This window comes from Enterobacter sp. fkY84-1, from assembly GCF_052974705.1.
In genome coordinates this window covers 371,829-397,644 of sequence record NZ_CP169393.1, presented here as the reverse complement: position 1 = coordinate 397,644, position 25,816 = coordinate 371,829, and the positions used below count along the sequence as shown (strand labels likewise).

Below are 25,816 nucleotides of genomic sequence, written 5' to 3'. Positions count from 1 at the left end.
TCGTTTTTAGTGATGCAACGTACAACTTTTGTACGCGACTAAAAAAGGAGGTTTTATGAGTGCATCATCCTCAGGAGAGGAAAAAGTGACATGGGTGGGTTATGTGGCGTTTGTACTTACCATCGTTTTTTTCTCGGGCTTTTTCGCCAAAAGCACCGAATGGTGGCGCGTGCTGGATTTTACCGTCTTAAACGGCAGCTTTGGCCCGGTCAACGGCGCTCTGACGTTTCGCGGAACGGGCGGAACGGGGGCGAAAGACGGTTTCCTCTTTGCCCTTGAGCTGGCTCCCTCGGTCATTTTATCGCTTGGTATCATCGCCGTCACCGAAGGTCTGGGCGGGCTGCGTGCCGCACAGCAGCTTATGACTCCCATTTTACGTCCGCTGCTGGGTGTGCCGGGCGTTTGCTCCCTGGCGCTGATAGCCAACCTGCAAAACACCGATGCGGCGGCAGGGATGACCAAAGAGTTAACCGATGAAGGCGCGATTACGGACCAGGAGCGCGCTATTTTCGCCACCTTTCAGACCAGCGGTAGCGCCATCATTACCAACTATTTTTCTTCCGGTGCCGCGCTCTTCACCGTTATCACCATCCCGGTGATTACGCCGCTGGCCGTTATTCTGGTGTTTAAATTCGTTGGCGCGAACGTCCTGCGCCTGTGGATCGCCCACATGGAAAATCGTCTTCAGGAGGAAGAACATGATCGCCCAGCCGCGTAAAAATATCATGGATATGTTTATTGATGGCGCCCGCCGCGGCTTTACCATCGCCACCACCAGCCTGTTGCCGAACGTCGTTATGGCGTTTGTCATCATTCAGGCGCTCAAGGTCACCGGCCTGCTGGATATTGTCGGCAAGATATGCGAGCCAATTATGGCGCTGTGGGGCCTTCCGGGTGCGGCGGCAACGGTTCTTTTGGCCTCGGTGATGAGTATGGGCGGCGGCGTGGGCGTCTGCGCCAGCCTGGTCGCCGCCGGCACGCTCAACGGCCACGATGCCACCATCCTGCTGCCCGCCATCTATCTGATGGGCAATCCGGTGCAAAACACCGGCCGCTGCCTGGGTACCGCCGGCGTAAACCCGAAATATTATCCGCATATTATTACTCTTTGTGTCATTAATGCCCTGCTCTCAATGTGGGTGATGCAGCTACTCTTCTGAGGAGATAAAAATGGATTTTTCAGTGCTGAACCCTCACCTTTTCCGCAACGCACATCTCTACGCCCCGGAGGATAAGGGACGTTGCGATCTGCTGATCGCTGCGGGAAAAATCGTGGCGATCGAAAAAGCGAACCACGGAACAACGAGGCCAGACTGCCCGGAAAGCGATCTGGCTGGGGCGGTGGTTTGCCCGGGGTTTATCGACCAGCATGTGCATTTGATCGGTGGCGGCGGTGAGGCGGGCCCTCACACCCGCACGCCAGAGGTTCGCCTGTCTGCACTCGTTGCCGCAGGCATCACCTCGGTTGTTGGCCTGCTCGGCACCGACGGCGTGACCCGGCATCCTGAATCGCTGCTGGCAAAAACGCGGGCCCTTGAACATGAAGGGATCAGCGCATGGATGCTGACGGGGGCGTACGGGCTGCCTTCGCCGACCATCACCGGCAGTGTCGAAAAAGACGTGGCGCTGATTGATAAAATCATTGGCGTGAAATGCGCGATCTCTGACCATCGTTCTTCCGCGCCAGCAGAGGACCAGCTCGCCAGTATGGCTGCCCAGTCACGCGTAGGCGGGCTGTTGGGTGCCAAAGCGGGCATTTCCGTGTTTCACCTCGGCAACAGCCCAAAGCTGCTGGAGCCGCTATTTAGCATCCTGAATAACGCCGACGTTCCCCGCGTGAAACTGCTGCCAACGCACGTAAACCGCGCCCAGGCGCTGTTCCTTGCCGCGCTGAGCTATGCCCGCGAAGGCGGCTTTATCGACATCACGACCAGCATCAGTGAACCGATTGACGCCGCCAGCGCCATCGTGATGGCCCGCGAGGCGCAGGTGCCGTTTAACCGGCTTACGCTCAGTTCGGACGGCAACGGCAGTCAGCCGAAATTTGATGAGCGCGGCAATCTGGTGGGTATGGGCGTGGCGGGGTTCGAATCCCTGCTCGAAACGCTGCAGCAGCTGGTCAGCCGACATCAGCTGCCGCTGGAAGAGGCGCTTCTTCCCTTTACGCGAAACGTGGCGGCGTTTCTCGGGCTGGAGCATAAGGGACGGCTCGCGCCCGGATGCGACGCGGATTTCCTGGTACTGACGGACGATCTGAAGATTCGCGAGGTCTGGGCCAAAGGTCGCCAGATGGTGCGAGAAGGTGCCGTGTGCGTCAAAGGGACTTTCGAATAGCACATAATAAAAAACCCCGGGCATTTCTGCCCGGGGTTCGTTCTGAGAGGTTCAGAACAACATGATTACATCATGCCGCCCATTCCACCCATGCCGCCCATGCCAGCAGCACCTAAGTCAGGCGCATCGCCTTTAGGCAGGTCGGTCACCATGCATTCGGTGGTGATCATCAGACCAGCAACAGAGGCCGCGTACTGCAGAGCAGAACGGGTCACTTTAGTTGGGTCCAGGATACCGAAGTCGATCATGTTGCCGTATTCTTCAGTTGCCGCGTTGTAACCGTAGTTACCTTCGCCCGCTTTAACCTTGTTTGCTACCACAGATGGCTCTTCACCGGCGTTAGACACGATTTGACGCAGAGGCGCTTCCATTGCACGCAGCGCAACTTTGATACCCACGTTCTGGTCTTCGTTCTGAGCGGTCAGGCCAGCCAGTTTAGCGGCAACGCGCACCAGCGCAACGCCACCACCCGCAACCACGCCTTCTTCTACCGCAGCACGGGTCGCGTGCAGGGCATCGTCAACGCGCGCTTTTTTCTCTTTCATTTCAACTTCGGTCGCAGCACCGACTTTGATTACCGCAACGCCGCCTGCCAGTTTCGCTACGCGCTCCTGCAGTTTTTCACGGTCGTAATCGGAAGTCGCTTCTTCGATCTGCTTACGGATCTGACCAACGCGGCCCTGAATAGCGGCTTCTTCACCCACGCCATCGATGATGGTGGTGGTGTCTTTGTTGATCACAACGCGTTTCGCCTGGCCCAGGTCTTCCAGGGTCGCTTTTTCCAGCTCCATACCGATCTCTTCAGAGATCACGGTACCGCCGGTCAGGGTAGCGATATCCTGCAGCATCGCTTTACGACGATCGCCGAAGCCAGGTGCTTTAACCGCAGCCACTTTCACGATGCCGCGCATGGTGTTAACCACCAGGGTCGCCAGCGCTTCGCCTTCAACATCTTCAGCGATGATAACCAGCGGTTTGCCTGCTTTCGCAACGGCTTCCAGCACTGGCAGCATTTCGCGGATGTTGGAGATTTTTTTGTCAGCCAGCAGGATGAACGGGCTTTCCAGCTCAACAGCTCCAGTCTCTGGCTTGTTGATGAAGTATGGGGACAGGTAACCGCGGTCGAACTGCATACCTTCAACCACGTCCAGTTCGTCTTCCAGACCGGTACCGTCTTCAACGGTGATTACGCCTTCTTTACCGACTTTGTCCATCGCTTCCGCGATCAGTTTACCTACGGTTTCGTCGGAGTTAGCGGAGATGGTACCAACCTGAGCAATCGCTTTAGAGTCAGAGCACGGTACGGACAGCGCTTTCAGTTCTTCCACAGCGGAGGCGACAGCTTTGTCGATACCACGTTTCAGATCCATTGGGTTCATGCCCGCCGCAACGGCTTTCAGACCTTCGGTGATGATGGCCTGCGCCAGAACGGTCGCGGTGGTGGTACCGTCGCCTGCAGCGTCGTTCGCTTTAGAGGCCACTTCTTTCACCATCTGCGCACCCATGTTTTCGAACTTGTCTTCCAGCTCGATTTCACGTGCTACGGAAACACCGTCTTTGGTGATGGTTGGCGCGCCGAAGGATTTATCCAGCACTACGTTACGGCCTTTCGGGCCCAGGGTCACTTTAACTGCATCTGCCAGTACGTTTACGCCGCGGAGCATTTTTACACGAGCGTCGTTACCGAATTTTACGTCTTTAGCTGCCATGTTCTTATTTCCTCAAATTCTCGTGCGTAAATTACGCTTCAACAATTGCCAGAATGTCGCTCTCGGACATGATCAACACTTCTTCATTGTCGATCTTCTCGGATTTCACGCCGTAGCCATCGTTGAAAATTACGATGTCACCAACTTTAACGTCCAGTGGCTGCACAGTTCCGTTTTCCAGGATGCGGCCCTTACCGACAGCGATGATTTCGCCACGCGTTGATTTGGCTGCTGCAGAACCGGTCAGAACGATGCCGCCAGCAGACTTGGTTTCAACTTCTTTACGTTTGACGATCACACGATCATGTAACGGACGAATACTCATTGATAGCTCTCCTTTGAGAAAGTCATTATCAGTTATGGATGACGCCGGCCCGCATGCGGTTTTCCGACTAGTGCCCTGAGAGATGGGGATAGCTTTTTACCCCTTCAAGGGGGAGTTGAAAAAAAATTTTGCGAAAGTGTTACCATCGCCTCTCTTTTGGAATTGGCAGGACGATGTCAATGAGTGGACTCAAGCAGGAGTTGGGGCTGGCGCAGGGCGTCGGCCTGCTCTCAACCTCCTTATTAGGGACGGGCGTGTTCGCCGTACCTGCACTGGCGGCACTGGTAGCCGGAAATAACAGTCTGTGGGCGTGGCCCGTTCTGATTGTATTGGTTTTCCCGATTGCCATTGTGTTTGCCATCCTGGGGCGGCATTTCCCCAGCGCGGGCGGCGTGGCGCATTTTGTCGGGCTGGCATTTGGCCCGCGACTGGAGCGTGTGACCGGCTGGCTGTTTCTCTCCGTTATTCCGGTTGGGCTTCCTGCGGCGCTGCACATTGCAACCGGCTTTGGCCAGGCGCTGTTTGGCTGGCATGACGAGCAGTTGCTGTTGGCCGAACTGGGTACGCTGGTTATCGTCTGGTGGGTGGGTTCACGCGGAGCCCGCTCCAGCGCCAACCTGCAGACACTGGTTGCGGTGCTGATTGTCGCGCTCGTTGCCGCTATCTGGTGGGCGGGCGATATCACCGTAAAAGAGATTCCCTTTCCGGCCGTGACAGACGTCGACCACTCACAGCTTTTTGCCGCGCTCTCCGTCATGTTCTGGTGTTTTGTCGGTCTGGAAGCCTTTGCTCATCTGGCGTCGGAATTTAAGCAGCCTGAACGTGATTTCCCCCGCGCACTGATGATCGGCCTGCTGCTGGCAGGCACGGTGTACTGGGCGTGTACCGTGCTGGTGTTGCACTTCAAGGCTTTCGGAGCCGATCTCGCCGCCGCGGCATCGCTGCCGGGTATCGTGGTTGAACTGTTTGGTGTGAAGGCGCTGTGGATCGCCTGCGTTATCGGCTATCTGGCCTGTTTTGCCAGCCTTAACATTTATATCCAGAGCTTTGCCCGTCTGGTGTGGTCTCAGGCGCTTTACAGACCTGATAACCGCCTCGCACGGCTGTCTAAACGCCAGCTGCCGCTGAATGCCCTGAATGCCGTACTGGGCTGCTGCGTGGTGAGTACGCTGTGCATTTACGCCCTGAAGGTCAATCTGGATACGCTGCTCGTCTACGCCAATGGCATTTTCATCATGATCTACCTGCTGTGCATGCTGGCAGGTTGTCGTCTGCTGAAAGGCCGTTATAAAGCACTGGCGCTTGTCGGGGGGCTACTGTGCCTGCTGTTGCTGGCAATGGTGGGGTGGAAAAGTATGTACGCCATCGTCATGCTGGCGGTGTTGTGGCTGGCGCTTTAGTAGGCCCGGTAAGCGAAGCGCCACCGGGCAACAAAATCACCGATCGTCTTTGTGATCTAGACGGTCGTGCTGTTCATCCTTACGCTGATATTCCCCTTCAAACGTGTCGCCTGGCCCGGTGCTGAACCCACCGCCCGGCATACGGCTAAAGCGCAGATGCGGCAGCAGCTTCATGGTCAGGTGCTTTTGCACCGGCGGCAGAAGCAGCAGAAGGCCGAGGAAGTCGGTGAAGAACCCGGGCAGAATTAGCAGCAGCCCCGCAATAATCAACGACACGCTTTTGATCATCTCTTCCGCCGGGCTTTCGCCTGCGGCCATCTTTTGCTGCATTATCAGGAAATTTTTGAAACCCTGATTACGCACCAGCGACATGCCGATGACGGAGGTGAAAATCACCAGAATCAGCGTCAGCAGGACGCCCAGCACATGGGCAACCTGGATGAAAATGGAAATCTCAATGTAAACATAGAGAAAGAAAGCAATAAACGGTATCCAGCGCACTGGCATCTCCTGTGTGGCAGAGGCCATCGGCCCCTGTCTGAATGTGTTCGCGACGCGCGTTTGTATGAGATGGTGACGGTTAGCGAAAATTCAATCAGTTTGCACGGATATTTTTTTTGGAAATATTAAAGCGGTGACCCATTTCACAGATTAATAATTATCATGGAATCGGCTCGATAATAAGTGATCCAGCTTACGGCAATTCGCTATCATCAGCATATGATCTCGAGCATCTGGCTGATTGAGGGAATAATCGTCGGTCAGAAAATATTCAAAACCACATAAATACTGTGTGTTTAGTACAATCCATCGGCAGCTTGAAAAGAAGGTTCACATGTTAAACAACATTCGTATCGAAGAAGACTTGTTGGGTACCAGGGAAGTTCCAGCGGATGCCTACTACGGTGTCCACACTCTGAGAGCGATTGAAAACTTCTACATCAGCAACAGCAAAATCAGCGACATCCCTGAGTTTGTTCGTGGCATGGTGATGGTGAAGAAAGCCGCAGCCCTGGCCAACAAAGAGCTGCAAACCATTCCTAAAAGCGCGGCAAATGCGATTATCGCAGCCTGCGATGAAGTGCTGAACAACGGCAAATGCATGGATCAGTTCCCGGTTGACGTCTATCAGGGCGGCGCGGGCACCTCCGTCAACATGAATACCAACGAAGTACTGGCAAACATTGGCCTGGAGCTGATGGGTCACCAGAAAGGTGAATACCAGTACCTGAACCCGAACGACCACGTCAATAAATGCCAGTCCACCAACGACGCGTACCCTACCGGCTTCCGTATCGCGGTGTATGCCTCCGTGGTGAAACTGGTGGATGCGATCAACCAACTGGGTGATGGCTTCCAGCGTAAAGCGGTTGAGTTCCAGGACATTCTGAAAATGGGTCGTACCCAGCTGCAGGATGCGGTGCCGATGACCCTCGGCCAGGAATTCCACGCGTTTAACGTCCTGCTGAACGAAGAGACTAAAAATCTGCTGCGCACCTCCGAGCTGCTGCTGGAAGTGAACCTGGGCGCTACCGCCATCGGTACGCGTCTGAACACCCCGGATGGCTATCAGCAGCTGGCGGTACAGAAGCTGGCTGAAGTGTCCAACCTGCCGGTTGTGCCTGCAGAAGACCTGATTGAAGCGACCTCCGACTGCGGCGCCTACGTCATGGTACACAGCGCGCTGAAACGTCTGGCGGTGAAGCTGTCCAAAATTTGTAACGACCTGCGACTGCTCTCTTCCGGCCCGCGCGCTGGCCTGAACGAAATCAACCTGCCAGAACTGCAGGCAGGTTCGTCCATCATGCCAGCCAAGGTGAACCCGGTCGTGCCAGAAGTAGTGAATCAGGTTTGCTTCAAAGTCATCGGTAACGATACGACCGTGACCATGGCCTCTGAAGCGGGTCAGCTGCAGCTGAACGTGATGGAGCCAGTCATTGGCCAGGCGATGTTTGAATCTATCCACATTCTGACCAACGCCTGCTACAACCTGCTGGAAAAATGCATCAACGGCATCACGGCGAATAAAGAAGTCTGCGAGGGTTATGTCTATAACTCCATCGGTATCGTCACCTACCTCAACCCGTTCATCGGGCACCATAACGGCGACATCGTCGGTAAGATTTGCGCCGAAACCGGTAAGAGCGTGCGTGAAGTGGTGCTGGAGCGCGGGCTGTTGACCGAAGCCGAGCTGGACGATATTTTCTCAGCCCAGAACCTGATGCACCCGGCCTATAAAGCGAAACGATATACCGATGAAAGCGAACAGTAACCGTTCAGGCTAGGCTTCTTAAGGCACGTCACTTGTGACGTGCCTTTTTTCTTTTTAGGCGTTACCAAAATACAACAATTCAATATCAACTTGTTAATAAGCAAGGCAGGTCCTTATGTTTGGAGCAGAACTCGTCATCGTCTTGTTGGCGATTTATTTGGGAGCACGACTCGGGGGTATCGGCATCGGTTTTGCCGGCGGTCTTGGAGTGCTCGTTCTTACCCTTATCTTTCAGATTAAACCCGGCGCTATCCCGTTCGACGTTATCGAAATCATCATGGCTGTTATTGCCGCTATTGCCGCCATGCAGGTGGCAGGCGGTATGGACTACCTGGTAAGCCTGGCGGAGCGCATGCTGCGCCGCCACCCTAAATACATTACCTTCCTTGCTCCGCTGGTGACCTGGTTTATGACCATTCTCGCCGGTACTGGCCACACCGCTTTCTCCACGTTACCGGTGATTACCGAAGTGGCGAAAGAACAGGGTATCCGTCCGTCGCGTCCGCTCTCTATTGCCGTCGTCGCGTCCCAGATCGCGATTACCGCCTCGCCGATTTCCGCGGCGGTGGTCTTCTTCGCCGGTATCCTGGAGCCGATGGGCGTGAGCTACCTGACGCTGCTGGCGATCTGTATCCCGGTGACGCTGATTGCGGTGATGATTACCGCCGTGCTGTGTAACTTCCTCGGTGCTGAACTGAAAGACGATCCGGTTTATCAGGAGCGTCTGGCAAAAGGTGAAGTGAGCCTGCGCGGCAGCCAGGTCTTCGAACTGAAGCCACATGCGAAACGCTCCGTGCTGCTGTTCCTGATTGGTATTGTCGCCGTCATGTTCTATGCGACCGCCATCAGCGATACCGTGGGGCTGATCCAGAACCCGGTCCTGCCGCGTAACGAAGCGATTGTGGTGTTCATGCTGACCATCGCGACGCTGATTAGCATCACCTGTAAAATTGATACCAGCGAAGTGCTGAACGCCAGCACCTTCAAATCCGGTATGAGCGCCTGCGTGTGCGTACTGGGTGTGGCGTGGCTTGGTGATACCTTCGTGAAAGCGCACATCAGCGATATCCAGACCGTCGCTGGTGACCTGCTGCACAACTATCCGTGGCTGCTGGCTGTCGTGCTGTTCTTCGCGGCTACTCTGCTTTACTCCCAGGCGGCGACCACCAAAGCGCTGATGCCTGCGGCGCTGATGCTGGGTGTGACGCCGCTGACGGCAATTGCCTCTTTTGCGGCGGTTTCTGCCCTGTTCGTATTGCCAACCTACCCAACCCTGCTGGCGGCGGTGGAGATGGACGACACCGGCTCAACCCGTATCGGTAAGTACGTGTTTAACCACGCGTTCCTCATCCCGGGCGTGGTGGCGATTACGCTTTGCGTGGTCCTCGGCTTTATCATCGGCGGCATTGTGCTGTAAACGGTTAGCCGTTGTAAAAATAGTTAAAATCGGGCCGCTCAGCGGCCCGTTTCATTAATGACCAGTCGTCTTGCGTGATATAGTGAAGACTTTCGTGATGAGGAGGTCGACTTGTGAACACGCCTGATGCCGTTGTCGTACTGTGCACCGCCCCTGATGAAGCTTCTGCCCAGGATCTCGCCGCCAAAGTGCTGGCCGAAAAACGGGCAGCCTGCGTCACGCTCCTCCCCGGCGCTACCTCTCTTTACTATTGGGAAGGTAAGCTGGAGCAAGAGTACGAAGTCCAGATGTTGCTTAAAACCAATCTGGCGAATCAGCAGGCACTCCTGGACTGCCTCAAATCTCATCATCCTTACCAAACCCCGGAACTGCTGGTCTTGCCAGTGGTTCATGGCGATAACGACTATCTCTCATGGCTCAACGCTTCCTTACGCTGATCCTGCTGCTTTGCAGCACATCAGTTTTTGCCGGGCTGTTTGACGCGCCCGGCCGTTCGAACTTCATTCCTGCCGATCGGGCGTTTGTTTTCGATTTCCAGCAAAACCAGCACGACCTTACGCTCAACTGGCAGGTGAAAGAGGGCTATTACCTCTATCGCAAGCAGGTGAGCATTACGCCTGCTCAGGCCAGCGTGGGCGCATTACAGATGCCCGCTGGCGAGTGGCATGAAGATGAGTTTTACGGCAAAAGCGAAATCTATCGCCAGCGCCTGAGCGTGCCCGTTACGGTGAACCAGGCGGATAAAGGCGCGACCCTGACGGTGACCTATCAGGGGTGCGCGGATGCCGGATTCTGCTATCCGCCGGAAACAAAGGTGGTTCCGCTTAGTGAGGTGAAAGCGTCGCCCACGATTTCACCTCTTCCTTCAGGCGAGAAGCATGAGGATACCGCTGACCTTCCGTTCTCCGCGCTGTGGGCCTTACTGATTGGCATTGGCATTGCCTTTACCCCCTGCGTGCTGCCGATGTATCCGCTCATCTCTGGCATCGTACTGGGCGGCAAACAGCGCCTTTCCACCGCACGCGCGCTGCTGCTGGCCTTTATTTACGTGCAGGGTATGGCGCTGACCTACACGGCGCTCGGCCTTGTGGTCGCCGCTGCCGGGTTGCAGTTCCAGGCCGCGCTTCAGCACCCGTACGTGCTGATTGGCCTGTCGGCGATATTTATCCTGCTGGCACTGTCGATGTTTGGCCTGTTCACGCTGCAGTTACCGTCAGCTCTGCAAACCCGCTTAACGCTGATGAGCAATCGTCAGCAGGGTGGTTCGGCAGGCGGCGTGTTTATGATGGGGGCCATCGCCGGACTGATTTGCTCCCCTTGCACCACTGCCCCGCTGAGCGCCATCCTGCTCTATATTGCCCAGAGCGGCAATCTGTGGCTCGGCGGCGGTACGTTATACCTTTACGCGCTGGGCATGGGCCTGCCGCTCATTCTGGTCACGGTTTTTGGCAACCGCCTGCTGCCGAAGAGCGGCCCGTGGATGGAGACGGTGAAAACCGCATTTGGTTTTGTGATTCTGGCGCTGCCGGTGTTCCTGCTGGAACGCATTACGGGTGACGTATGGGGCACTCGCCTGTGGGCGATGCTCGGCGTAGCGTTCTTCTCCTGGGCATTTATCGTCAGTCTGGGGGCCAAAAAAGCGTGGATGCGCCTGGTGCAAATTCTCCTGCTCGCCGCCGCGCTGGTGAGCGTGCGTCCTCTGCAGGATTGGGCGTTCGGCTCGCCGGTCGGCCAGACGCAGGCGCATTTGAACTTTATGCAGATTAAGAACGTCGATGAGCTCAACAGCGCGCTTGCGCAGGCGAAGGGCAAACCGGTGATGCTCGATCTCTATGCCGACTGGTGCGTCGCCTGCAAAGAGTTTGAAAAATACACCTTTAGCGATCCACAGGTGCAAAATGCCCTGAAAGAGACGGTTCTGCTCCAGGCGAACGTAACCGCCAATAATGCGCAGGATAAGGCTCTGCTAAAACAGCTTAACGTGCTCGGGCTGCCAACCATTCTGTTCTTCAATCAACAGGGTCAGGAGCAGCCAGAACAGCGTGTAACCGGGTTTATGGATGCAGCGGCATTTAGCGCGCATTTGCGCAATCGCCAACCGTAAACAACACTTTAAACGGAACATACCGTTGGGAATAGCGGAGGAGATAACCGTGCAACGTGAAGACGTACTGGGACAAGCCCTGCAATTACTTGAGATTTATGGGATCGCCAGCACCACGCTTGAGATGGTAGCCGACCGTATCGATTACCCCCTGGATGATCTTAAGCGCTTCTGGCCGGATAAAGAGGCGCTCGTTTATGATGCTCTGCGCTATCTCAGCCAGCAGGTTGATATCTGGCGCAGGCAGCTGATGCTGAATGAAGAACTGACTGCGGAACAAAAGCTTCTGGCGCGCTATACCGCCCTGACGGAATGTGTCAGCAACAACCGCTATCCGGGCTGCCTGTTTATTGCGGCCTGTACGTTCTATCCCGATCCCGACCATCCTGTCCATCAGTTGGCGGATCAGCAAAAACGGGCTGCGCATGACTTCACTCACGAGCTGCTTACCCGTCTTGAAGTGGATGACCCGGCAATGGTGGCGAAACAGATGGAGCTGGTGCTGGAGGGCTGCCTGAGCCGCATGCTGGTGAACCGTAGCCAGGCCGATGTGGATACGGCGCACCGGCTGGCAGAAGATATTCTGCGCTTTGCTCAGTGCCGTATGGGCGGGGCGTTAACGTAAGCGAACCTGTTAAATTTGACGTATTCGACGCGTAAACCATCAGATTGCCGCAAAGTTAAGCAATTGAACAGCTTTTCCCGAAATAATGTTGACGATAAGGCGCGATTGCGGTTTAATGCGCTCCGTTGCCCGGATAGCTCAGTCGGTAGAGCAGGGGATTGAAAATCCCCGTGTCCTTGGTTCGATTCCGAGTCCGGGCACCACTATTTAAAGAACCCAGCCTATGGCTGGGTTTTTGCTTTTCTGCGTTTATAAATCCCTTCTTTAGTATTCTTGCTTCTTTTTACCGTGGGATCGTGCGGTCTGCCATGCCCGGTGGCGCTGCGCTTACCGGGCCTACAGGTTTTGTAGACCGGATAAGGCGAAGCCGTCATCCGGCATGTTTTCTGGCGCACAAAGCAAAAAACCCCGCACCTTTCGGTACGGGGTTCTTCTTGTTTGATGCCTGGCAGTTCCCTACTCTCACATGGGGAGACCCCACACTACCATCGGCGCTACGGCGTTTCACTTCTGAGTTCGGCATGGGGTCAGGTGGGACCACCGCGCTAAAGCCGCCAGGCAAATTCTGTTAATCTGTATCAAAGCTGAAAATCTGTCTCTTCGCCGAAACACCTTCGGCGTTGTAAGGTTAAGCCTCACGGTTCATTAGTATCGGTTAGCTCAACGCATCGCTGCGCTTACACACCCGACCTATCAACGTCGTCGTCTTCAACGTTCCTTCAGGAGACTTAAAGTCTCAGGGAGAACTCATCTCGGGGCAAGTTTCGTGCTTAGATGCTTTCAGCACTTATCTTTTCCGCATTTAGCTACCGGGCAGTGCCATTGGCATGACAACCCGAACACCAGTGATGCGTCCACTCCGGTCCTCTCGTACTAGGAGCAGCCCCCCTCAATTCTCCAGCGCCCACGGCAGATAGGGACCGAACTGTCTCACGACGTTCTAAACCCAGCTCGCGTACCACTTTAAATGGCGAACAGCCATACCCTTGGGACCTACTTCAGCCCCAGGATGTGATGAGCCGACATCGAGGTGCCAAACACCGCCGTCGATATGAACTCTTGGGCGGTATCAGCCTGTTATCCCCGGAGTACCTTTTATCCGTTGAGCGATGGCCCTTCCATTCAGAACCACCGGATCACTATGACCTGCTTTCGCACCTGCTCGAGCCGTCACTCTCGCAGTCAAGCTAGCTTATGCCATTGCACTAACCTCCTGATGTCCGACCAGGATTAGCTAACCTTCGTGCTCCTCCGTTACTCTTTGGGAGGAGACCGCCCCAGTCAAACTACCCACCAGACACTGTCCGCAACCCGGATTACGGGTCTACGTTAGAACACCAGCCATTAAAGGGTGGTATTTCAAGGACGGCTCCATGCAGACTGGCGTCCACACTTCAAAGCCTCCCACCTATCCTACACATCAAGGACCAGTGTTCAGTGTCAAGCTATAGTAAAGGTTCACGGGGTCTTTCCGTCTTGCCGCGGGTACACTGCATCTTCACAGCGAGTTCAATTTCACTGAGTCTCGGGTGGAGACAGCCTGGCCATCATTACGCCATTCGTGCAGGTCGGAACTTACCCGACAAGGAATTTCGCTACCTTAGGACCGTTATAGTTACGGCCGCCGTTTACCGGGGCTTCGATCAAGAGCTTCGCGTTGCCGCTAACCCCATCAATTAACCTTCCGGCACCGGGCAGGCGTCACACCGTATACGTCCACTTTCGTGTTTGCACAGTGCTGTGTTTTTAATAAACAGTTGCAGCCAGCTGGTATCTTCGACTGATTTCAGCTCCACCCGCAGGGGCTTCACCTACATATCAGCGTGCCTTCTCCCGAAGTTACGGCACCATTTTGCCTAGTTCCTTCACCCGAGTTCTCTCAAGCGCCTTGGTATTCTCTACCTGACCACCTGTGTCGGTTTGGGGTACGATTTGATGTTACCTGATGCTTAGAGGCTTTTCCTGGAAGCAGGGCATTTGTTACTTCAGCACCGTAGTGCCTCGTCATCACACCTCAGCGTTAATAAACGACCGGATTTACCTAATCGTTCCGCCTACATGCTTAAACCGGGACAACCGTCGCCCGGCTAACATAGCCTTCTCCGTCCCCCCTTCGCAGTAACACCAAGTACAGGAATATTAACCTGTTTCCCATCGACTACGCCTTTCGGCCTCGCCTTAGGGGTCGACTCACCCTGCCCCGATTAACGTTGGACAGGAACCCTTGGTCTTCCGGCGAGCGGGCTTTTCACCCGCTTTATCGTTACTTATGTCAGCATTCGCACTTCTGATACCTCCAGCATGCCTCACAGCACACCTTCAACGGCTTACAGAACGCTCCCCTACCCAACAACACATAAGTGTCGCTGCCGCAGCTTCGGTGCATGGTTTAGCCCCGTTACATCTTCCGCGCAGGCCGACTCGACCAGTGAGCTATTACGCTTTCTTTAAATGATGGCTGCTTCTAAGCCAACATCCTGGCTGTCTGTGCCTTCCCACATCGTTTCCCACTTAACCATGACTTTGGGACCTTAGCTGGCGGTCTGGGTTGTTTCCCTCTTCACGACGGACGTTAGCACCCGCCGTGTGTCTCCCGTGATAACATTCTTCGGTATTCGTAGTTTGCATCGGGTTGGTAAGCCGGGATGGCCCCCTAGCCGAAACAGTGCTCTACCCCCGAAGATGAGTTCACGAGGCGCTACCTAAATAGCTTTCGGGGAGAACCAGCTATCTCCCGGTTTGATTGGCCTTTCACCCCCAGCCACAAGTCATCCGCTAATTTTTCAACATTAGTCGGTTCGGTCCTCCAGTTAGTGTTACCCAACCTTCAACCTGCCCATGGCTAGATCACCGGGTTTCGGGTCTATACCCTGCAACTTAACGCCCAGTTAAGACTCGGTTTCCCTTCGGCTCCCCTATACGGTTAACCTTGCTACAGAATATAAGTCGCTGACCCATTATACAAAAGGTACGCAGTCACACCACGAAGGTGCTCCCACTGCTTGTACGTACACGGTTTCAGGTTCTTTTTCACTCCCCTCGCCGGGGTTCTTTTCGCCTTTCCCTCACGGTACTGGTTCACTATCGGTCAGTCAGGAGTATTTAGCCTTGGAGGATGGTCCCCCCATATTCAGACAGGATACCACGTGTCCCGCCCTACTCTTCGAGTTCACAACCTGTGTGTTTTCGTGTACGGGACTGTCACCCTGTACCGTGCGACTTTCCAGACGCTTCCACTAACACACAAGCTGATTCAGACTCTGGGCTGCTCCCCGTTCGCTCGCCGCTACTGGGGGAATCTCGGTTGATTTCTTTTCCTCGGGGTACTTAGATGTTTCAGTTCCCCCGGTTCGCCTCGTTAACCTATGTATTCAGTTAACGATAGTGCAACGAATTGCACTGGGTTTCCCCATTCGGACATCGCCGGGTCAAAGGTTCATATCACCTCGCCGGCGCTTTTCGCAGATTAGCACGTCCTTCATCGCCTCTGACTGCCAGGGCATCCACCGTGTACGCTTAGTCGCTTAACCTCACAACCCGAAGATGTTTCACTTCTGATTGCGAAAATTTGAGAGACTCGAACACACCTTAAAGATGTGTCGTTTCAATTTTCAGCTTGATCCAGATTTTTAAAGAGCAAATATCTCAAACGTCACCCGAAGATGAGTTTTGAGATATTAAGGCAGGTGACTTTCACTCACGAACCAGCAAGTGGCGTCCCCTAGGGGATTCGAACCCCTGTTACCGCCGTGAAAGGGCGGTGTCCTGGGCCTCTAGACGAAGGGGACACTGAAGTCTCAATCGCAAGACGCCTTGCTATTTACTTTTCATCAGACAATCTGTGTGAGCACTACAAAGGCAGGTTCTTTAAGGTAAGGAGGTGATCCAACCGCAGGTTCCCCTACGGTTACCTTGTTACGACTTCACCCCAGTCATGAATCACAAAGTGGTAAGCGCCCTCCCGAAGGTTAAGCTACCTACTTCTTTTGCAACCCACTCCCATGGTGTGACGGGCGGTGTGTACAAGGCCCGGGAACGTATTCACCGTAGCATTCTGATCTACGATTACTAGCGATTCCGACTTCATGGAGTCGAGTTGCAGACTCCAATCCGGACTACGACGCACTTTATGAGGTCCGCTTGCTCTCGCGAGGTCGCTTCTCTTTGTATGCGCCATTGTAGCACGTGTGTAGCCCTACTCGTAAGGGCCATGATGACTTGACGTCATCCCCACCTTCCTCCAGTTTATCACTGGCAGTCTCCTTTGAGTTCCCGGCCGAACCGCTGGCAACAAAGGATAAGGGTTGCGCTCGTTGCGGGACTTAACCCAACATTTCACAACACGAGCTGACGACAGCCATGCAGCACCTGTCTCAGAGTTCCCGAAGGCACCAAAGCATCTCTGCTAAGTTCTCTGGATGTCAAGAGTAGGTAAGGTTCTTCGCGTTGCATCGAATTAAACCACATGCTCCACCGCTTGTGCGGGCCCCCGTCAATTCATTTGAGTTTTAACCTTGCGGCCGTACTCCCCAGGCGGTCGACTTAACGCGTTAGCTCCGGAAGCCACGCCTCAAGGGCACAACCTCCAAGTCGACATCGTTTACGGCGTGGACTACCAGGGTATCTAATCCTGTTTGCTCCCCACGCTTTCGCACCTGAGCGTCAGTCTTTGTCCAGGGGGCCGCCTTCGCCACCGGTATTCCTCCAGATCTCTACGCATTTCACCGCTACACCTGGAATTCTACCCCCCTCTACAAGACTCTAGCCTGCCAGTTTCGAATGCAGTTCCCAGGTTGAGCCCGGGGATTTCACATCCGACTTGACAGACCGCCTGCGTGCGCTTTACGCCCAGTAATTCCGATTAACGCTTGCACCCTCCGTATTACCGCGGCTGCTGGCACGGAGTTAGCCGGTGCTTCTTCTGCGGGTAACGTCAATTGCTGAGGTTATTAACCTCAACACCTTCCTCCCCGCTGAAAGTACTTTACAACCCGAAGGCCTTCTTCATACACGCGGCATGGCTGCATCAGGCTTGCGCCCATTGTGCAATATTCCCCACTGCTGCCTCCCGTAGGAGTCTGGACCGTGTCTCAGTTCCAGTGTGGCTGGTCATCCTCTCAGACCAGCTAGGGATCGTCGCCTAGGTGAGCCGTTACCCCACCTACTAGCTAATCCCATCTGGGCACATCTGATGGCAAGAGGCCCGAAGGTCCCCCTCTTTGGTCTTGCGACGTTATGCGGTATTAGCTACCGTTTCCAGTAGTTATCCCCCTCCATCAGGCAGTTTCCCAGACATTACTCACCCGTCCGCCGCTCGCCGGCAAAGTAGCAAGCTACTTTCCGCTGCCGCTCGACTTGCATGTGTTAGGCCTGCCGCCAGCGTTCAATCTGAGCCATGATCAAACTCTTCAATTTAAGTTTGATGCTCGTGAATTAAACTTCGTAATGAATTACGTATGTTCACTCAGAGACTTGGTATTCATTTATTGTCCGAAGACATTAAGAATCCATGTCACTTTGAGTGCCCACACAGATTGTCTGATAAATTGTTAAAGAGCAGTGCAACACGGCTTTCGCTCACCGTTGCGAGGTGGCGTATATTACGCTTTCCTCTTTCAGAGTCAACCCGTTATTTCAGGATTTTTTCTCTTCAACCGACCGCGTTGTCTGTGAAGTGATTCACATCCGCCGTGTCGATGGAGGCGCATTATAGGGAGTTCGCGAACGACCGCAACCGAAAAGTTGCAAAAAAATGACTGACTGCTGCATTCCCCAGCAAAACCCCTCCTTATACCCATTTATGCACAAAGTTATCCACAATTCTGCACGAATCCCAATGCGATCCCACGAACTGAGCGGGAAGATCAACTATACTGGCGGCAAATACTCTTCTCTGTGCAGGCCGCTTCATGACCACACAACGCCTCACCCGTGACTGGCGTCTCCCTACCGCTGGGTTGATGCTGCTGGCAATTCTCTTTGCCGGTTTTACCCTGCATGCGCACTGGAACGCCTTTATCCAGTGGTGTCTCGCCACACAAATTACGCTTCACCGCTATCTGGTGATGTACCTGCTGCAGCTGAATAACCACCAGTACAGCGGCGGATTATGGTTGTTAACGGGGGCTTTCCTTTATGGCGTACTCCACGCCATTGGCCCCGGGCACGGAAAATTCATTGTGACGACCTATCTGACTACCAATAAGGAAAGCGAGCTGGCCGCCCGGGTCGTCCCTTTCCTGGGCAGCCTGATGCAGGGCGTCAGCGCTATTCTGTTTGTCTTTATCCTGGCGGTAGGATTTAACCTCGCCTCTGGGGATATCAGTACCAGCCGCTGGTATGTGGAGAAGATCAGCGCAGTGCTTATTGGCGCATTCGGCGCATTCGTCATTTACCGGGCGCTGAAGAGCCTGCGCCCGCGCAGGATGTCTGTCTCTGCCATTAAGCCGCTTCATCAGCACGACGAACACTGTGGCTGCGGTCATCACGGCGTAGGTGCAGACCTGACGCAGGGCGACTGGAAAACCCGTCTGGGCGTGATACTGGCGATTGGCGCACGCCCGTGCAGCGGGGCGATTATGATTCTGATGTTTTCGAACGCGCTGGGCATTGTTACCTGGGGGATGGCCGCAGTCATGACCATGTCGCTGGGAACCGCGCTCTCTATTATGGGGCTTTCACTGGCTGTACGTTACGCCCGCGAACGCACGGTGGCCTGGTTCGGAGAAAGCGCCTCGTTAAAATGGCTGGTGCCGACCGTCAAAATAGCCGGAGGGATAGTCCTGATCCTGTTCGCGACGGTGCTGTTCCTGACGGTGATCCCCATCAGCGCCAATGGTGACTACATCGCCGCAGGATGCTAATAAAAGAAAACCCGCCAGCGGCGGGTTTTTTGTTACTCGTTGATGCGTGGATGCTGATCCACCAGTCGGGAACGTTTTTTCTGCAGCTCTTCAATCTCGGCGTCAATATCCTCAATCTTCTGCTCTACATTATCGTAGTGCTCACGGAGGATCTCTTTCGCTTCCTGGATATCCGATGCCGCAGGCGTTGCGCCTTTCAGAGGGCGATTCGCCGTCTCCTTCATGGTAATACCGGTAATCAAACCAATCACCGCGATCACCATCAGGTAATAAGCAGGCATCATCAGGTTCTGCGTGCTCTCCACCAGCGAGGCGGCAAGCGTCGGGGTCAGACCGGCAATCAGCACCGAGATGTTGAAGGCCGCGGCCAGCGCGCTGTAGCGAATATGGGTCGGGAACATCGCGGGCAGCGTTGAGGCCATCACCCCGATAAAGCAGTTAAGGATCACCGCCAGCATCAGCAGACCGGCAAAAATCAGCCCCAGTACATTACTGTTGATCAGAATAAATGCCGGGATGGCGAGGGCAAACAGCGCAACGCTTCCCAGAATAATGAACGGTCGACGACCAAAGCGGTCACTCAACAGGCCCATAATCGGCTGCACAAACAGCATACCCACCATGATGGCGATAATGATCAGCACACCGTGATCTTCCGAGTAGTGCAGGTTATGCGACAGATAGCTCGGCATGTAGGTCAGCAGCATGTAATAGGTCACGTTGGTGGAGATCACCAGACCGATACAGACCAGCAGGCTTCGCCAGTGCTTAGTGGCAATCTCTTTGAACGATACCTTCGGACCGTCCTGCAGCCCTTCGCGGTCACCCTGCTCCAGCTTATCAACGTGCTGCTGGAACGCAGGCGTCTCTTCAAGCGCATGACGCAGGTAGAGACCAATGATCCCCAGCGGCAGTGCCAGGAAGAATGGGATACGCCAGCCCCAGTCGAGGAAGTTCTCTTCCCCCACCACGGTTGAAATCAGCACCACCACGCCCGCGCCCAGGACAAAACCGGCAATGGAGCCGAAGTCCAGCCAGCTTCCCATAAACCCGCGCTTACGGTCAGGAGAATACTCGGCAACGAAGATCGAGGCGCCAGTATATTCACCGCCCACGGAGAAGCCCTGTGCCATCTTACAGATCAGCAGCAGAATCGGTGCCCAAATGCCGATAGTGGCGTAAGACGGTATAAGGCCGATACAGAATGTACTGATCGACATAATGACGATGGTGATAGCCAGGATCTTCTGACGACCATATTTATCACCGAGCATACCGAAGAACAGACCACCCAGCGGGCGAATCAGGAAGGGAACGGAGAACGTACCCAGTGCCGCAATCATCTGCAGGCTGGGATCGGCCCCGGGGAAAAACACTTTACCTAACGCATAGGCCACAAAGCCGTAGACACCAAAATCGAACCATTCCATCGCATTACCGAGCGAGGCTGCGGTAATCGCTTTACGCAGTTTGGCGTCATCAATAATGGTGACGTCGCGAAGCGTGATGGGTTTAATCTTTTTCCTTCTCAGCATAGCTATCCTCGTTGACTCGGCCCTGTCTGTTTCACAGTCCAGTGTGCGTTCTGTGAACCATGGGATCCGCTCCATGCGAATCGCCTTATTCAAGCGTAGCAGGTTTACTTACATTGACGTTTTACGTCGATACAACCGAACCTGTTGACGCCTGCCTGGGCAGTTAATGACCTTTTTACCCTACCAGCGTTTATATTTGTGATCAACTTCACACATATTTCAGCATCAGGTCAACTCAGTCCGGTATTTGTCAATCAGTGCAAATAAGCCCTTTCTCATCCCCGCCTCATGAGCTCTCTCACGCACGTCATGAGTTCTTTCGCAACAAAAAAACAAACCACGTTTACTCACATTCAATTTACATAAATTTTCTTCATCAGGAAGCCGCCGATAGTTTTACATTGAATATGTGACAAAGATAACTAAAACGATGTTTTATTTTGATTGAATCAATATTCCAATGATCGCATGATAAATCCGAACACAGCATTTCATGTGTTTTCTAAGAAAGTTAATCGAGAGAAAACATTTATTTTCCTGGCAGGGTAATCGAGAAGCACCTCTCAAACACAAATGCCAATCAATTGAATTTATTGACTAATTTTTAACACCGAACGCCCGTCCTGCGGGGTCAGATGTGAGGATTGTCCATGAAGATTAAAGCCACGATAGAACGCATACCCGGCGGTATGATGCTGGTTCCGCTGGTGCTGGGCGCCATCCTGAATACCCTTGCCCCTGATACCGGGGCATATTTTGGTGGTTTCACAAAAGGCATGATAACGGGCACGGTTCCAATTCTTGCCGTCTGGTTTTTTTGTATCGGTGCATCCATTAATTTGCGGGCGACCGGTACCGTATTACGGAAATCCGGCACGCTGGTAATAACCAAAATAGCGGTAGCCTGGGCGGTGGCGATGATATGCGCGATGTTCATCCCGGAGAATGGAATTCAGACCGGGTTCTTCGCGGGGTTATCGGTGCTGGCGATTGTCTCCGCGATGGATATGACTAACGGCGGATTGTACGCCAGCCTGATGAACCAGTACGGGACGAAAGAAGAGTCCGGCGCATTTGTCTTGATGTCTCTCGAATCAGGCCCGCTGATGACGATGCTGATCCTGGGGTCAGCTGGCCTGGCCTCTTTTGAACCCCACCACTTTGTCGGCGCAATCCTGCCCTTCCTGATCGGCTTTGCCCTTGGCAACCTCGATCACGATCTGCGTGATTTCTTCAGCAAAGCCACGCCGGTGCTGATCCCGTTCTTCGGCTTTGCGCTGGGGAACACCATCAACCTGAAGGTTATCCTTGATACCGGCCTGCTGGGTATTGTGCTGGGTGTCGCCGTAATCGTCATTACCGGTATTCCGCTGATCGTTGCCGACCGCGTGATCGGGGGAGGAAACGGCACGGCGGGCGTCGCCGCCTCTTCAGCCGCAGGCGCTGCCGTCGCCAACCCGGTGATTATTGCCCAGATTAACCCGGCCTTCGAACCGGTAGCCGCTTCAGCGACGGCGCTGGTTGCCGCCAGCGTGATTGTCACTGCGCTACTGGTGCCGATCATCACGGCGCTATATGCGAAACGCTACGCCAATACCCCCGAGCAGAATATCGAACGAAAAGCGGTCGAACTCCGCCATTAACACACCGCACCAAACCCTCCCCTCTTCCCTGCGGGGAGAGGGTGAGGGGTAAGGGATTTACCCAAAAATCTCTTCCACCATCCCGTCCACCAGCCGTTTTGCCGAACAGAGCCTCGGCATCCCCAGTGCGACGGTCTGCCAGTTTTGCGTCACTGACCAGCTCACCGGATGCTTATCCGCCTGACACCAGTCCCCCAGCCAGCCCAGCATGTCTTTATGATCGATCGATCCGGGAGAAGCAGGCGCAGTCAGCCACTGGTGATAAAAATGGCGGGTCGTGGGTGAGGCATTAATGCCCTGCGCCAGATAGTTAGCCGCCATGCTGCGCAGGTTATCCTTAAGCATGGCCGCCACATCTTCTTTCGCGAGGCGGCATGCGTCGCCAAATGCTCCCCAGCGCAGCTCTTCCAGAACGATAAAACAGCGTCCGGCCAGCGACCAGCCATCATAATGTCCGGCCCGCCAGCGGGTAAAAATTTGCTCGCTGTGCTCACCTGCCTGCACCGTTAGCCCGCGCTGGGTCAGCGCCTTTTCTTTCCAGGCTGCGCGTTGGGTAAAATGAGACACGAGATCGGCGTACTGCTGCGTCAGTCCGGGAGACTGCAGGGTGCGTGGGTGAGTCTGCTGACGCAGCGCGATCAGCTTCTCTGCCATCAGCGTCAGCGCGAGATGGCCCGGATCAAGCATCCCGGCCAGCTTTTCCGCCAGCCCCAGGCGCAGCGCCGCATTTTCATTGAGCATCCCCGCCATCGCCCAGGGGCGTAGCCGGGTATGCGTCATGATTTCCTGCGTCAAACGCTCGCGAAACTGCAGCTGCTGTGGTCCCAGGCGAGGATGACGCGCCGCGTCTCCCCCCTGCACCAGATCGACCATAAATTTTGGATTAATACACTCCAGCGTTCGCCCGGGGCCGTCCAGTAGTGGTGTTGTCATGGTTGCTCTGCCGCGAATAGAGTTTGAATATCATCGCGTAACAGTCGGGTATCTTCCTGTATCCACGTCGCAGTAGTGATGCTTTGCTTCAACAACTGGCAGAGCGCTCGGGTTGAGTGCTCATTTTGCTGACGCACTGCGAGGCTATCACGCAAGCTTTCCTGTAACCCGGTCAGGCACAACGAAAATTCTGCAAAGAACGTCGCCATTCCTGCCGTAACAGAGACATCGACCTGCGCGGACAAAGCTTTACGTATTTGTTCACAAAACTGATCAATATGTTGCTTAAATTTGTCATGTAGCTGCGCAATGTCGATAACATAGCGCGTGCGCGTTTCCACATACTCGTCCCAGCCCCAGCCAGGATTATTGAGCCAGCGAGAGACCGTTTCGCGCATGCTGCTCCCGCCGGAAGGCGGGGCGGCCCGGCTGTCGTCCTGCGCAATCGCATCGTTAAACAGCGCTCGCGTATTGAAGTTAAGCTGGCTTGCCTGAAACGCCGGGAAGCTGATCCGCGCCCGAAAACCCGCATGGCTCAGATGCTCTTTAATACGCGTTTCAATGGGACGCATGGCTTCGTTAAGAGAACGCGCCAGCGTGGACTCCAGCTGATCGAAACGTAACGCCAGCTCCCGGCCGATCTTCGTCTGGGCATCCAGCATCACCCGCTCGCAGGAGGCGCGTAATTTACTCAGCGCAATCTGCGCCTGCCCTTCATCGTCCAGCACCAGCTGCCTCACCCTCTCACCGCGAAGTTGCTGCCGTTCGGTGCCTGCCGAATCAAGAATCGGGGGCGTGCTGAACACCTGGTCAATCGCCTGGTGAAGCGCGGTTTTTTGGGATCCCATAAAGTCCGCGGTGGCGTTCAGCGCTTCCTCAACCTCGTGTTTCACCTCATCGCTCACCACGCGCTGACGCGTCTGCAAAAGCGCCATGTCCTCTTCCAGACGTGCGATATTCACCTCCAGCGCCTCAAAGGCCACCGTCAGCCCCTGATAGCGGAAATCGAGATACTCGCGGGCGTTTTGCGCGTAGTTAAGAAGCTTATGCGAGGCCGAACGCAGCGCGTAGAGCGAGGCATTGGCATAGGCGGCGTAAATCAGTTTCCGTATCGGTTGCTCGAAGAGCGAATCTTCCCAGAGCAAATCGGCAGAATGTCGGATATGGTCGATATCGTCCAGGTCCGCCGTACGCCAGCGACGTCCGAGTGCGGCTTCGGCAAAATCCTGCACCCAGGGTTGCTCCTGATGATCCGGCAGTCGTCCATGCGAACTTAGCTCATAGCGCGCGCGGTTCGCCAGATACGCCCACATGGACGACACGGGGTAAATCTGGCCGGGCGAAATATTGCCTTTCATTAAGGTGCCGGAGATCATCGCCCGAATCTGTTCTTCATCATCGCTATTGCGATCTTTCTGATCGAATTTATTGACCAGCGCATACAGCGGCACCGATTTTCCCGCCGCGGAAATCGCCTGGCGGACTTCTTCATCAGAAATGGATTTAAGCTGGGTATAATCCATTACGGCCAGCACCGCCGATGCGCGGGACAACTGCTCGCTGAGCATTTTTTGCAGATGCGGCTGTCCGGCCTCGTTCGGCCCGGGCGTATCGAGCAGCGTCAGCTGCCCGAGGTGGGCATCCAGGCCCGCAAGATGCACGAACTCCACTTCAATCACCGGGATATGTTCAATAGCCGTATATTCAGAGAACGGAAACTCCACACCCAGCGCCTGGGAAAGTCTCACCAGATCGTTGAGGCTTTTCAGACAATGAAATATCGGCTGCGCGCCCAGGTGATGCTTCTCAAACGCTTCCCCTTTTTCAATGCGCTCCAGCAGCGTATTCATGTCTTTATCAATTTCCAGACGCTGAGCCAGCTTCCCGCGGTCGTAATCACAGAGCTGTTTCTGAAGCAGTTGGATCAATTCATCAATCGGGGAGGCATGAGAGAAATGCAGCACCGGTTCCTTCTGACCCGGCGTGTGGCGAATCAACGTCGGAAGCGCCGTCATTGGACGATTGCGGTTCGGCAACACTTCGGTACCCACAATCGCATTAATGGTGGTCGATTTCCCCGCTTTCATGGTGCCAACAATGGCCAGGACCATTTCCAGCCGGGTTATTTTGCGTAATTCATTATTCAGCATCGCCTGCTGGGCGTCGACACCGCGCGCGCTAAAATGCAAAGGTAAAACGTTGTTTGTTTCGCCAGTAATAGCAGCCTCTGTGCTCTCCAGCATCTCAGTGGGCATTGATTTCAACGTATCAAGATTTTGCAGGGCAAGCTGTAACAAACGCTCGGCTTCCTGGCTTAATTCAAAAATGGTCTGTGTGTGCATGATAAAAGCCTTTCCTTAACGCAAATTTATTACTTTTATTAAGCCACTGGTTTTAATTATGTTGTTCAGGCTTATATGATCACGTGTGGAAAACATGTTCGCCGAAATATAACTGATTGAAGATAATCAGGAATAATTCCCTATCCTTGCATGGCGTGTAGAACTCTTCTCCAGGCCTGATAGCCAAAAGAAAAAAGCGTAGCCCATTTTTAAGAAACTTCAGGATATATCACCATTATTTACCCACCTAAAAAGAGAGGTAATGCACCACTGCCATAAGATATGTATGGCAGCAAAGTCCGGAGATAAATAAC

At 54.4% G+C, this 25,816-nt stretch carries 17 protein-coding genes, 2 tRNA genes and 3 rRNA genes; 12 read left to right on the top strand and 10 right to left on the bottom strand.

What is annotated here, in order from left to right; translation table 11 throughout:
* Window positions 1-55 precede the first annotated feature (55 nt).
* Genes ACEPLT_RS01830 through iadA form a run of 3 tightly spaced genes read left to right on the top strand, consistent with a single transcriptional unit; the run spans window position 56 to window position 2,334 of the window.
* Window positions 56-718 (top strand): nucleoside recognition domain-containing protein, encoded by a 663-nt coding sequence (locus tag ACEPLT_RS01830; protein ID WP_023326538.1) that lies wholly within the window; start codon window positions 56-58, stop codon window positions 716-718.
* Window positions 699-1,160: a YjiG family protein gene (locus ACEPLT_RS01825; RefSeq protein WP_023293466.1), complete on the top strand. Its 462-nt coding sequence runs from the start codon at window positions 699-701 to the stop codon at window positions 1,158-1,160. Before ACEPLT_RS01830 ends, ACEPLT_RS01825 begins: the two co-directional genes overlap by 20 nt.
* 10 nt (window positions 1,161-1,170) lie before the next feature.
* Window positions 1,171-2,334, top strand: coding sequence for a beta-aspartyl-peptidase (gene iadA / locus ACEPLT_RS01820; protein ID WP_232928624.1), 1,164 nt, complete (start codon window positions 1,171-1,173; stop codon window positions 2,332-2,334).
* Between the two features lie 65 nt (window positions 2,335-2,399).
* Here iadA and groL read toward each other — a convergent pair whose 3' ends face one another.
* Window positions 2,400-4,043: a chaperonin GroEL gene (gene groL / locus ACEPLT_RS01815; protein WP_008502946.1), complete on the bottom strand. Its 1,644-nt coding sequence runs from the start codon at window positions 4,041-4,043 to the stop codon at window positions 2,400-2,402.
* A 31-nt stretch (window positions 4,044-4,074) separates the two neighbouring features.
* On the bottom strand, window positions 4,075-4,368 hold the full coding sequence (locus tag ACEPLT_RS01810) for a co-chaperone GroES (RefSeq protein WP_003855929.1): 294 nt from the start codon (window positions 4,366-4,368) through the stop codon (window positions 4,075-4,077).
* 179 nt (window positions 4,369-4,547) lie between these two features.
* Here ACEPLT_RS01810 and yjeH point away from each other — a divergent pair, with 179 nt between their 5' ends.
* A complete protein-coding gene (gene yjeH, locus ACEPLT_RS01805) occupies window positions 4,548-5,768 on the top strand; it encodes an L-methionine/branched-chain amino acid transporter (RefSeq protein WP_032675802.1) in 1,221 nt (406 codons plus the stop codon).
* Between the two features lie 36 nt (window positions 5,769-5,804).
* Here the strand turns inward: yjeH and ACEPLT_RS01800 are convergent, their stop codons facing one another.
* The gene (locus ACEPLT_RS01800) at window positions 5,805-6,269 is read right to left on the bottom strand and encodes an FxsA family protein (protein ID WP_023616652.1); all 465 of its coding nucleotides are present in this window, start codon (window positions 6,267-6,269) and stop codon (window positions 5,805-5,807) included.
* A 334-nt stretch (window positions 6,270-6,603) separates the two neighbouring features.
* Here ACEPLT_RS01800 and aspA point away from each other — a divergent pair, with 334 nt between their 5' ends.
* The 6 genes from aspA (at window position 6,604) to ACEPLT_RS01770 (ending at window position 12,389) form a co-directional block, all read left to right on the top strand.
* The gene (aspA, locus tag ACEPLT_RS01795; protein ID WP_003855923.1) at window positions 6,604-8,040 is read left to right on the top strand and encodes an aspartate ammonia-lyase; all 1,437 of its coding nucleotides are present in this window, start codon (window positions 6,604-6,606) and stop codon (window positions 8,038-8,040) included.
* 115 nt (window positions 8,041-8,155) lie between these two features.
* The gene (locus ACEPLT_RS01790) at window positions 8,156-9,457 is read left to right on the top strand and encodes an anaerobic C4-dicarboxylate transporter (RefSeq protein WP_008502949.1); all 1,302 of its coding nucleotides are present in this window, start codon (window positions 8,156-8,158) and stop codon (window positions 9,455-9,457) included.
* 113 nt (window positions 9,458-9,570) lie between these two features.
* Entirely contained in the window at window positions 9,571-9,894 is a 324-nt protein-coding gene (gene cutA, locus ACEPLT_RS01785; RefSeq protein WP_008502950.1) for a divalent cation tolerance protein CutA, read from the top strand.
* Window positions 9,870-11,561: a protein-disulfide reductase DsbD gene (locus ACEPLT_RS01780; protein ID WP_023293470.1), complete on the top strand. Its 1,692-nt coding sequence runs from the start codon at window positions 9,870-9,872 to the stop codon at window positions 11,559-11,561. Before cutA ends, ACEPLT_RS01780 begins: the two co-directional genes overlap by 25 nt.
* A gap of 49 nt (window positions 11,562-11,610) precedes the next feature.
* Window positions 11,611-12,186 (top strand): transcriptional regulator, encoded by a 576-nt coding sequence (locus tag ACEPLT_RS01775; RefSeq protein WP_021240733.1) that lies wholly within the window; start codon window positions 11,611-11,613, stop codon window positions 12,184-12,186.
* Between the two features lie 127 nt (window positions 12,187-12,313).
* Window positions 12,314-12,389, top strand: a tRNA-Phe gene (locus tag ACEPLT_RS01770).
* Window positions 12,390-12,629: 240 nt separating this feature from the next.
* Here ACEPLT_RS01770 and rrf read toward each other — a convergent pair.
* From rrf to ACEPLT_RS01750, 4 genes are all read right to left on the bottom strand, one after another.
* Window positions 12,630-12,745, bottom strand: a 5S ribosomal RNA gene (gene rrf / locus ACEPLT_RS01765).
* A 65-nt stretch (window positions 12,746-12,810) separates the two neighbouring features.
* Window positions 12,811-15,716: ribosomal RNA gene (locus ACEPLT_RS01760) — 23S ribosomal RNA — on the bottom strand.
* A gap of 182 nt (window positions 15,717-15,898) precedes the next feature.
* A tRNA-Glu gene (locus tag ACEPLT_RS01755) sits at window positions 15,899-15,974 on the bottom strand.
* Between the two features lie 85 nt (window positions 15,975-16,059).
* Window positions 16,060-17,601 (bottom strand): 16S ribosomal RNA (locus ACEPLT_RS01750).
* The 16S, 23S and 5S rRNA genes sit together here with 1 tRNA gene alongside, the layout of an rRNA operon.
* Before the next feature lie 494 nt (window positions 17,602-18,095).
* Here ACEPLT_RS01750 and ACEPLT_RS01745 point away from each other — a divergent pair.
* The gene (locus ACEPLT_RS01745; protein ID WP_045335196.1) at window positions 18,096-19,049 is read left to right on the top strand and encodes a nickel/cobalt transporter; all 954 of its coding nucleotides are present in this window, start codon (window positions 18,096-18,098) and stop codon (window positions 19,047-19,049) included.
* 32 nt (window positions 19,050-19,081) lie between these two features.
* Here ACEPLT_RS01745 and proP read toward each other — a convergent pair whose 3' ends face one another.
* Window positions 19,082-20,584: a glycine betaine/L-proline transporter ProP gene (gene proP, locus ACEPLT_RS01740; RefSeq protein WP_008500072.1), complete on the bottom strand. Its 1,503-nt coding sequence runs from the start codon at window positions 20,582-20,584 to the stop codon at window positions 19,082-19,084.
* Window positions 20,585-21,234: 650 nt separating this feature from the next.
* On the opposite strand from proP, the gene kdgT reads away from it, so the two are divergent.
* Complete coding sequence (gene kdgT / locus ACEPLT_RS01735; protein ID WP_032675799.1) at window positions 21,235-22,227, top strand: 2-keto-3-deoxygluconate transporter; 993 nt, start codon at window positions 21,235-21,237, stop codon at window positions 22,225-22,227.
* A 57-nt stretch (window positions 22,228-22,284) separates the two neighbouring features.
* On the opposite strand, the gene ACEPLT_RS01730 is transcribed toward kdgT, so the two are convergent.
* Together ACEPLT_RS01730 and crfC are read right to left on the bottom strand one after the other, a co-directional pair.
* The gene (locus tag ACEPLT_RS01730) at window positions 22,285-23,160 is read right to left on the bottom strand and encodes a diguanylate cyclase regulator RdcB family protein (RefSeq protein WP_008500070.1); all 876 of its coding nucleotides are present in this window, start codon (window positions 23,158-23,160) and stop codon (window positions 22,285-22,287) included.
* Window positions 23,157-25,502 carry a clamp-binding protein CrfC gene (crfC, locus tag ACEPLT_RS01725; protein WP_232929277.1) on the bottom strand — a complete coding sequence of 782 codons (2,346 nt, stop codon included), beginning with the start codon at window positions 25,500-25,502 and terminating at the stop codon, window positions 23,157-23,159. Before crfC ends, ACEPLT_RS01730 begins: the two co-directional genes overlap by 4 nt.
* Window positions 25,503-25,816 lie beyond the last annotated feature (314 nt).

Excerpts from the sequence above, each read along its gene's own strand:
- ACEPLT_RS01830 (WP_023326538.1), top strand. The coding sequence starts at position 56 with ATGAGTGCATCATCCTCAGGAGAGGAAAAAGTGACATGGGTGGGTTAT.
- ACEPLT_RS01825 (WP_023293466.1), top strand. The coding sequence starts at position 699 with ATGATCGCCCAGCCGCGTAAAAATATCATGGATATGTTTATTGATGGC.
- iadA (WP_232928624.1), top strand. The coding sequence starts at position 1,171 with ATGGATTTTTCAGTGCTGAACCCTCACCTTTTCCGCAACGCACATCTC.
- groL (WP_008502946.1), bottom strand. The coding sequence starts at position 4,043 with ATGGCAGCTAAAGACGTAAAATTCGGTAACGACGCTCGTGTAAAAATG.
- ACEPLT_RS01810 (WP_003855929.1), bottom strand. The coding sequence starts at position 4,368 with ATGAGTATTCGTCCGTTACATGATCGTGTGATCGTCAAACGTAAAGAA.
- yjeH (WP_032675802.1), top strand. The coding sequence starts at position 4,548 with ATGAGTGGACTCAAGCAGGAGTTGGGGCTGGCGCAGGGCGTCGGCCTG.
- aspA (WP_003855923.1), top strand. The coding sequence starts at position 6,604 with ATGTTAAACAACATTCGTATCGAAGAAGACTTGTTGGGTACCAGGGAA.
- ACEPLT_RS01790 (WP_008502949.1), top strand. The coding sequence starts at position 8,156 with ATGTTTGGAGCAGAACTCGTCATCGTCTTGTTGGCGATTTATTTGGGA.
- ACEPLT_RS01780 (WP_023293470.1), top strand. The coding sequence starts at position 9,870 with ATGGCTCAACGCTTCCTTACGCTGATCCTGCTGCTTTGCAGCACATCA.
- ACEPLT_RS01745 (WP_045335196.1), top strand. The coding sequence starts at position 18,096 with ATGACCACACAACGCCTCACCCGTGACTGGCGTCTCCCTACCGCTGGG.
- proP (WP_008500072.1), bottom strand. The coding sequence starts at position 20,584 with ATGCTGAGAAGGAAAAAGATTAAACCCATCACGCTTCGCGACGTCACC.
- kdgT (WP_032675799.1), top strand. The coding sequence starts at position 21,235 with ATGAAGATTAAAGCCACGATAGAACGCATACCCGGCGGTATGATGCTG.
- ACEPLT_RS01730 (WP_008500070.1), bottom strand. The coding sequence starts at position 23,160 with ATGACAACACCACTACTGGACGGCCCCGGGCGAACGCTGGAGTGTATT.
- crfC (WP_232929277.1), bottom strand. The coding sequence starts at position 25,502 with ATGCACACACAGACCATTTTTGAATTAAGCCAGGAAGCCGAGCGTTTG.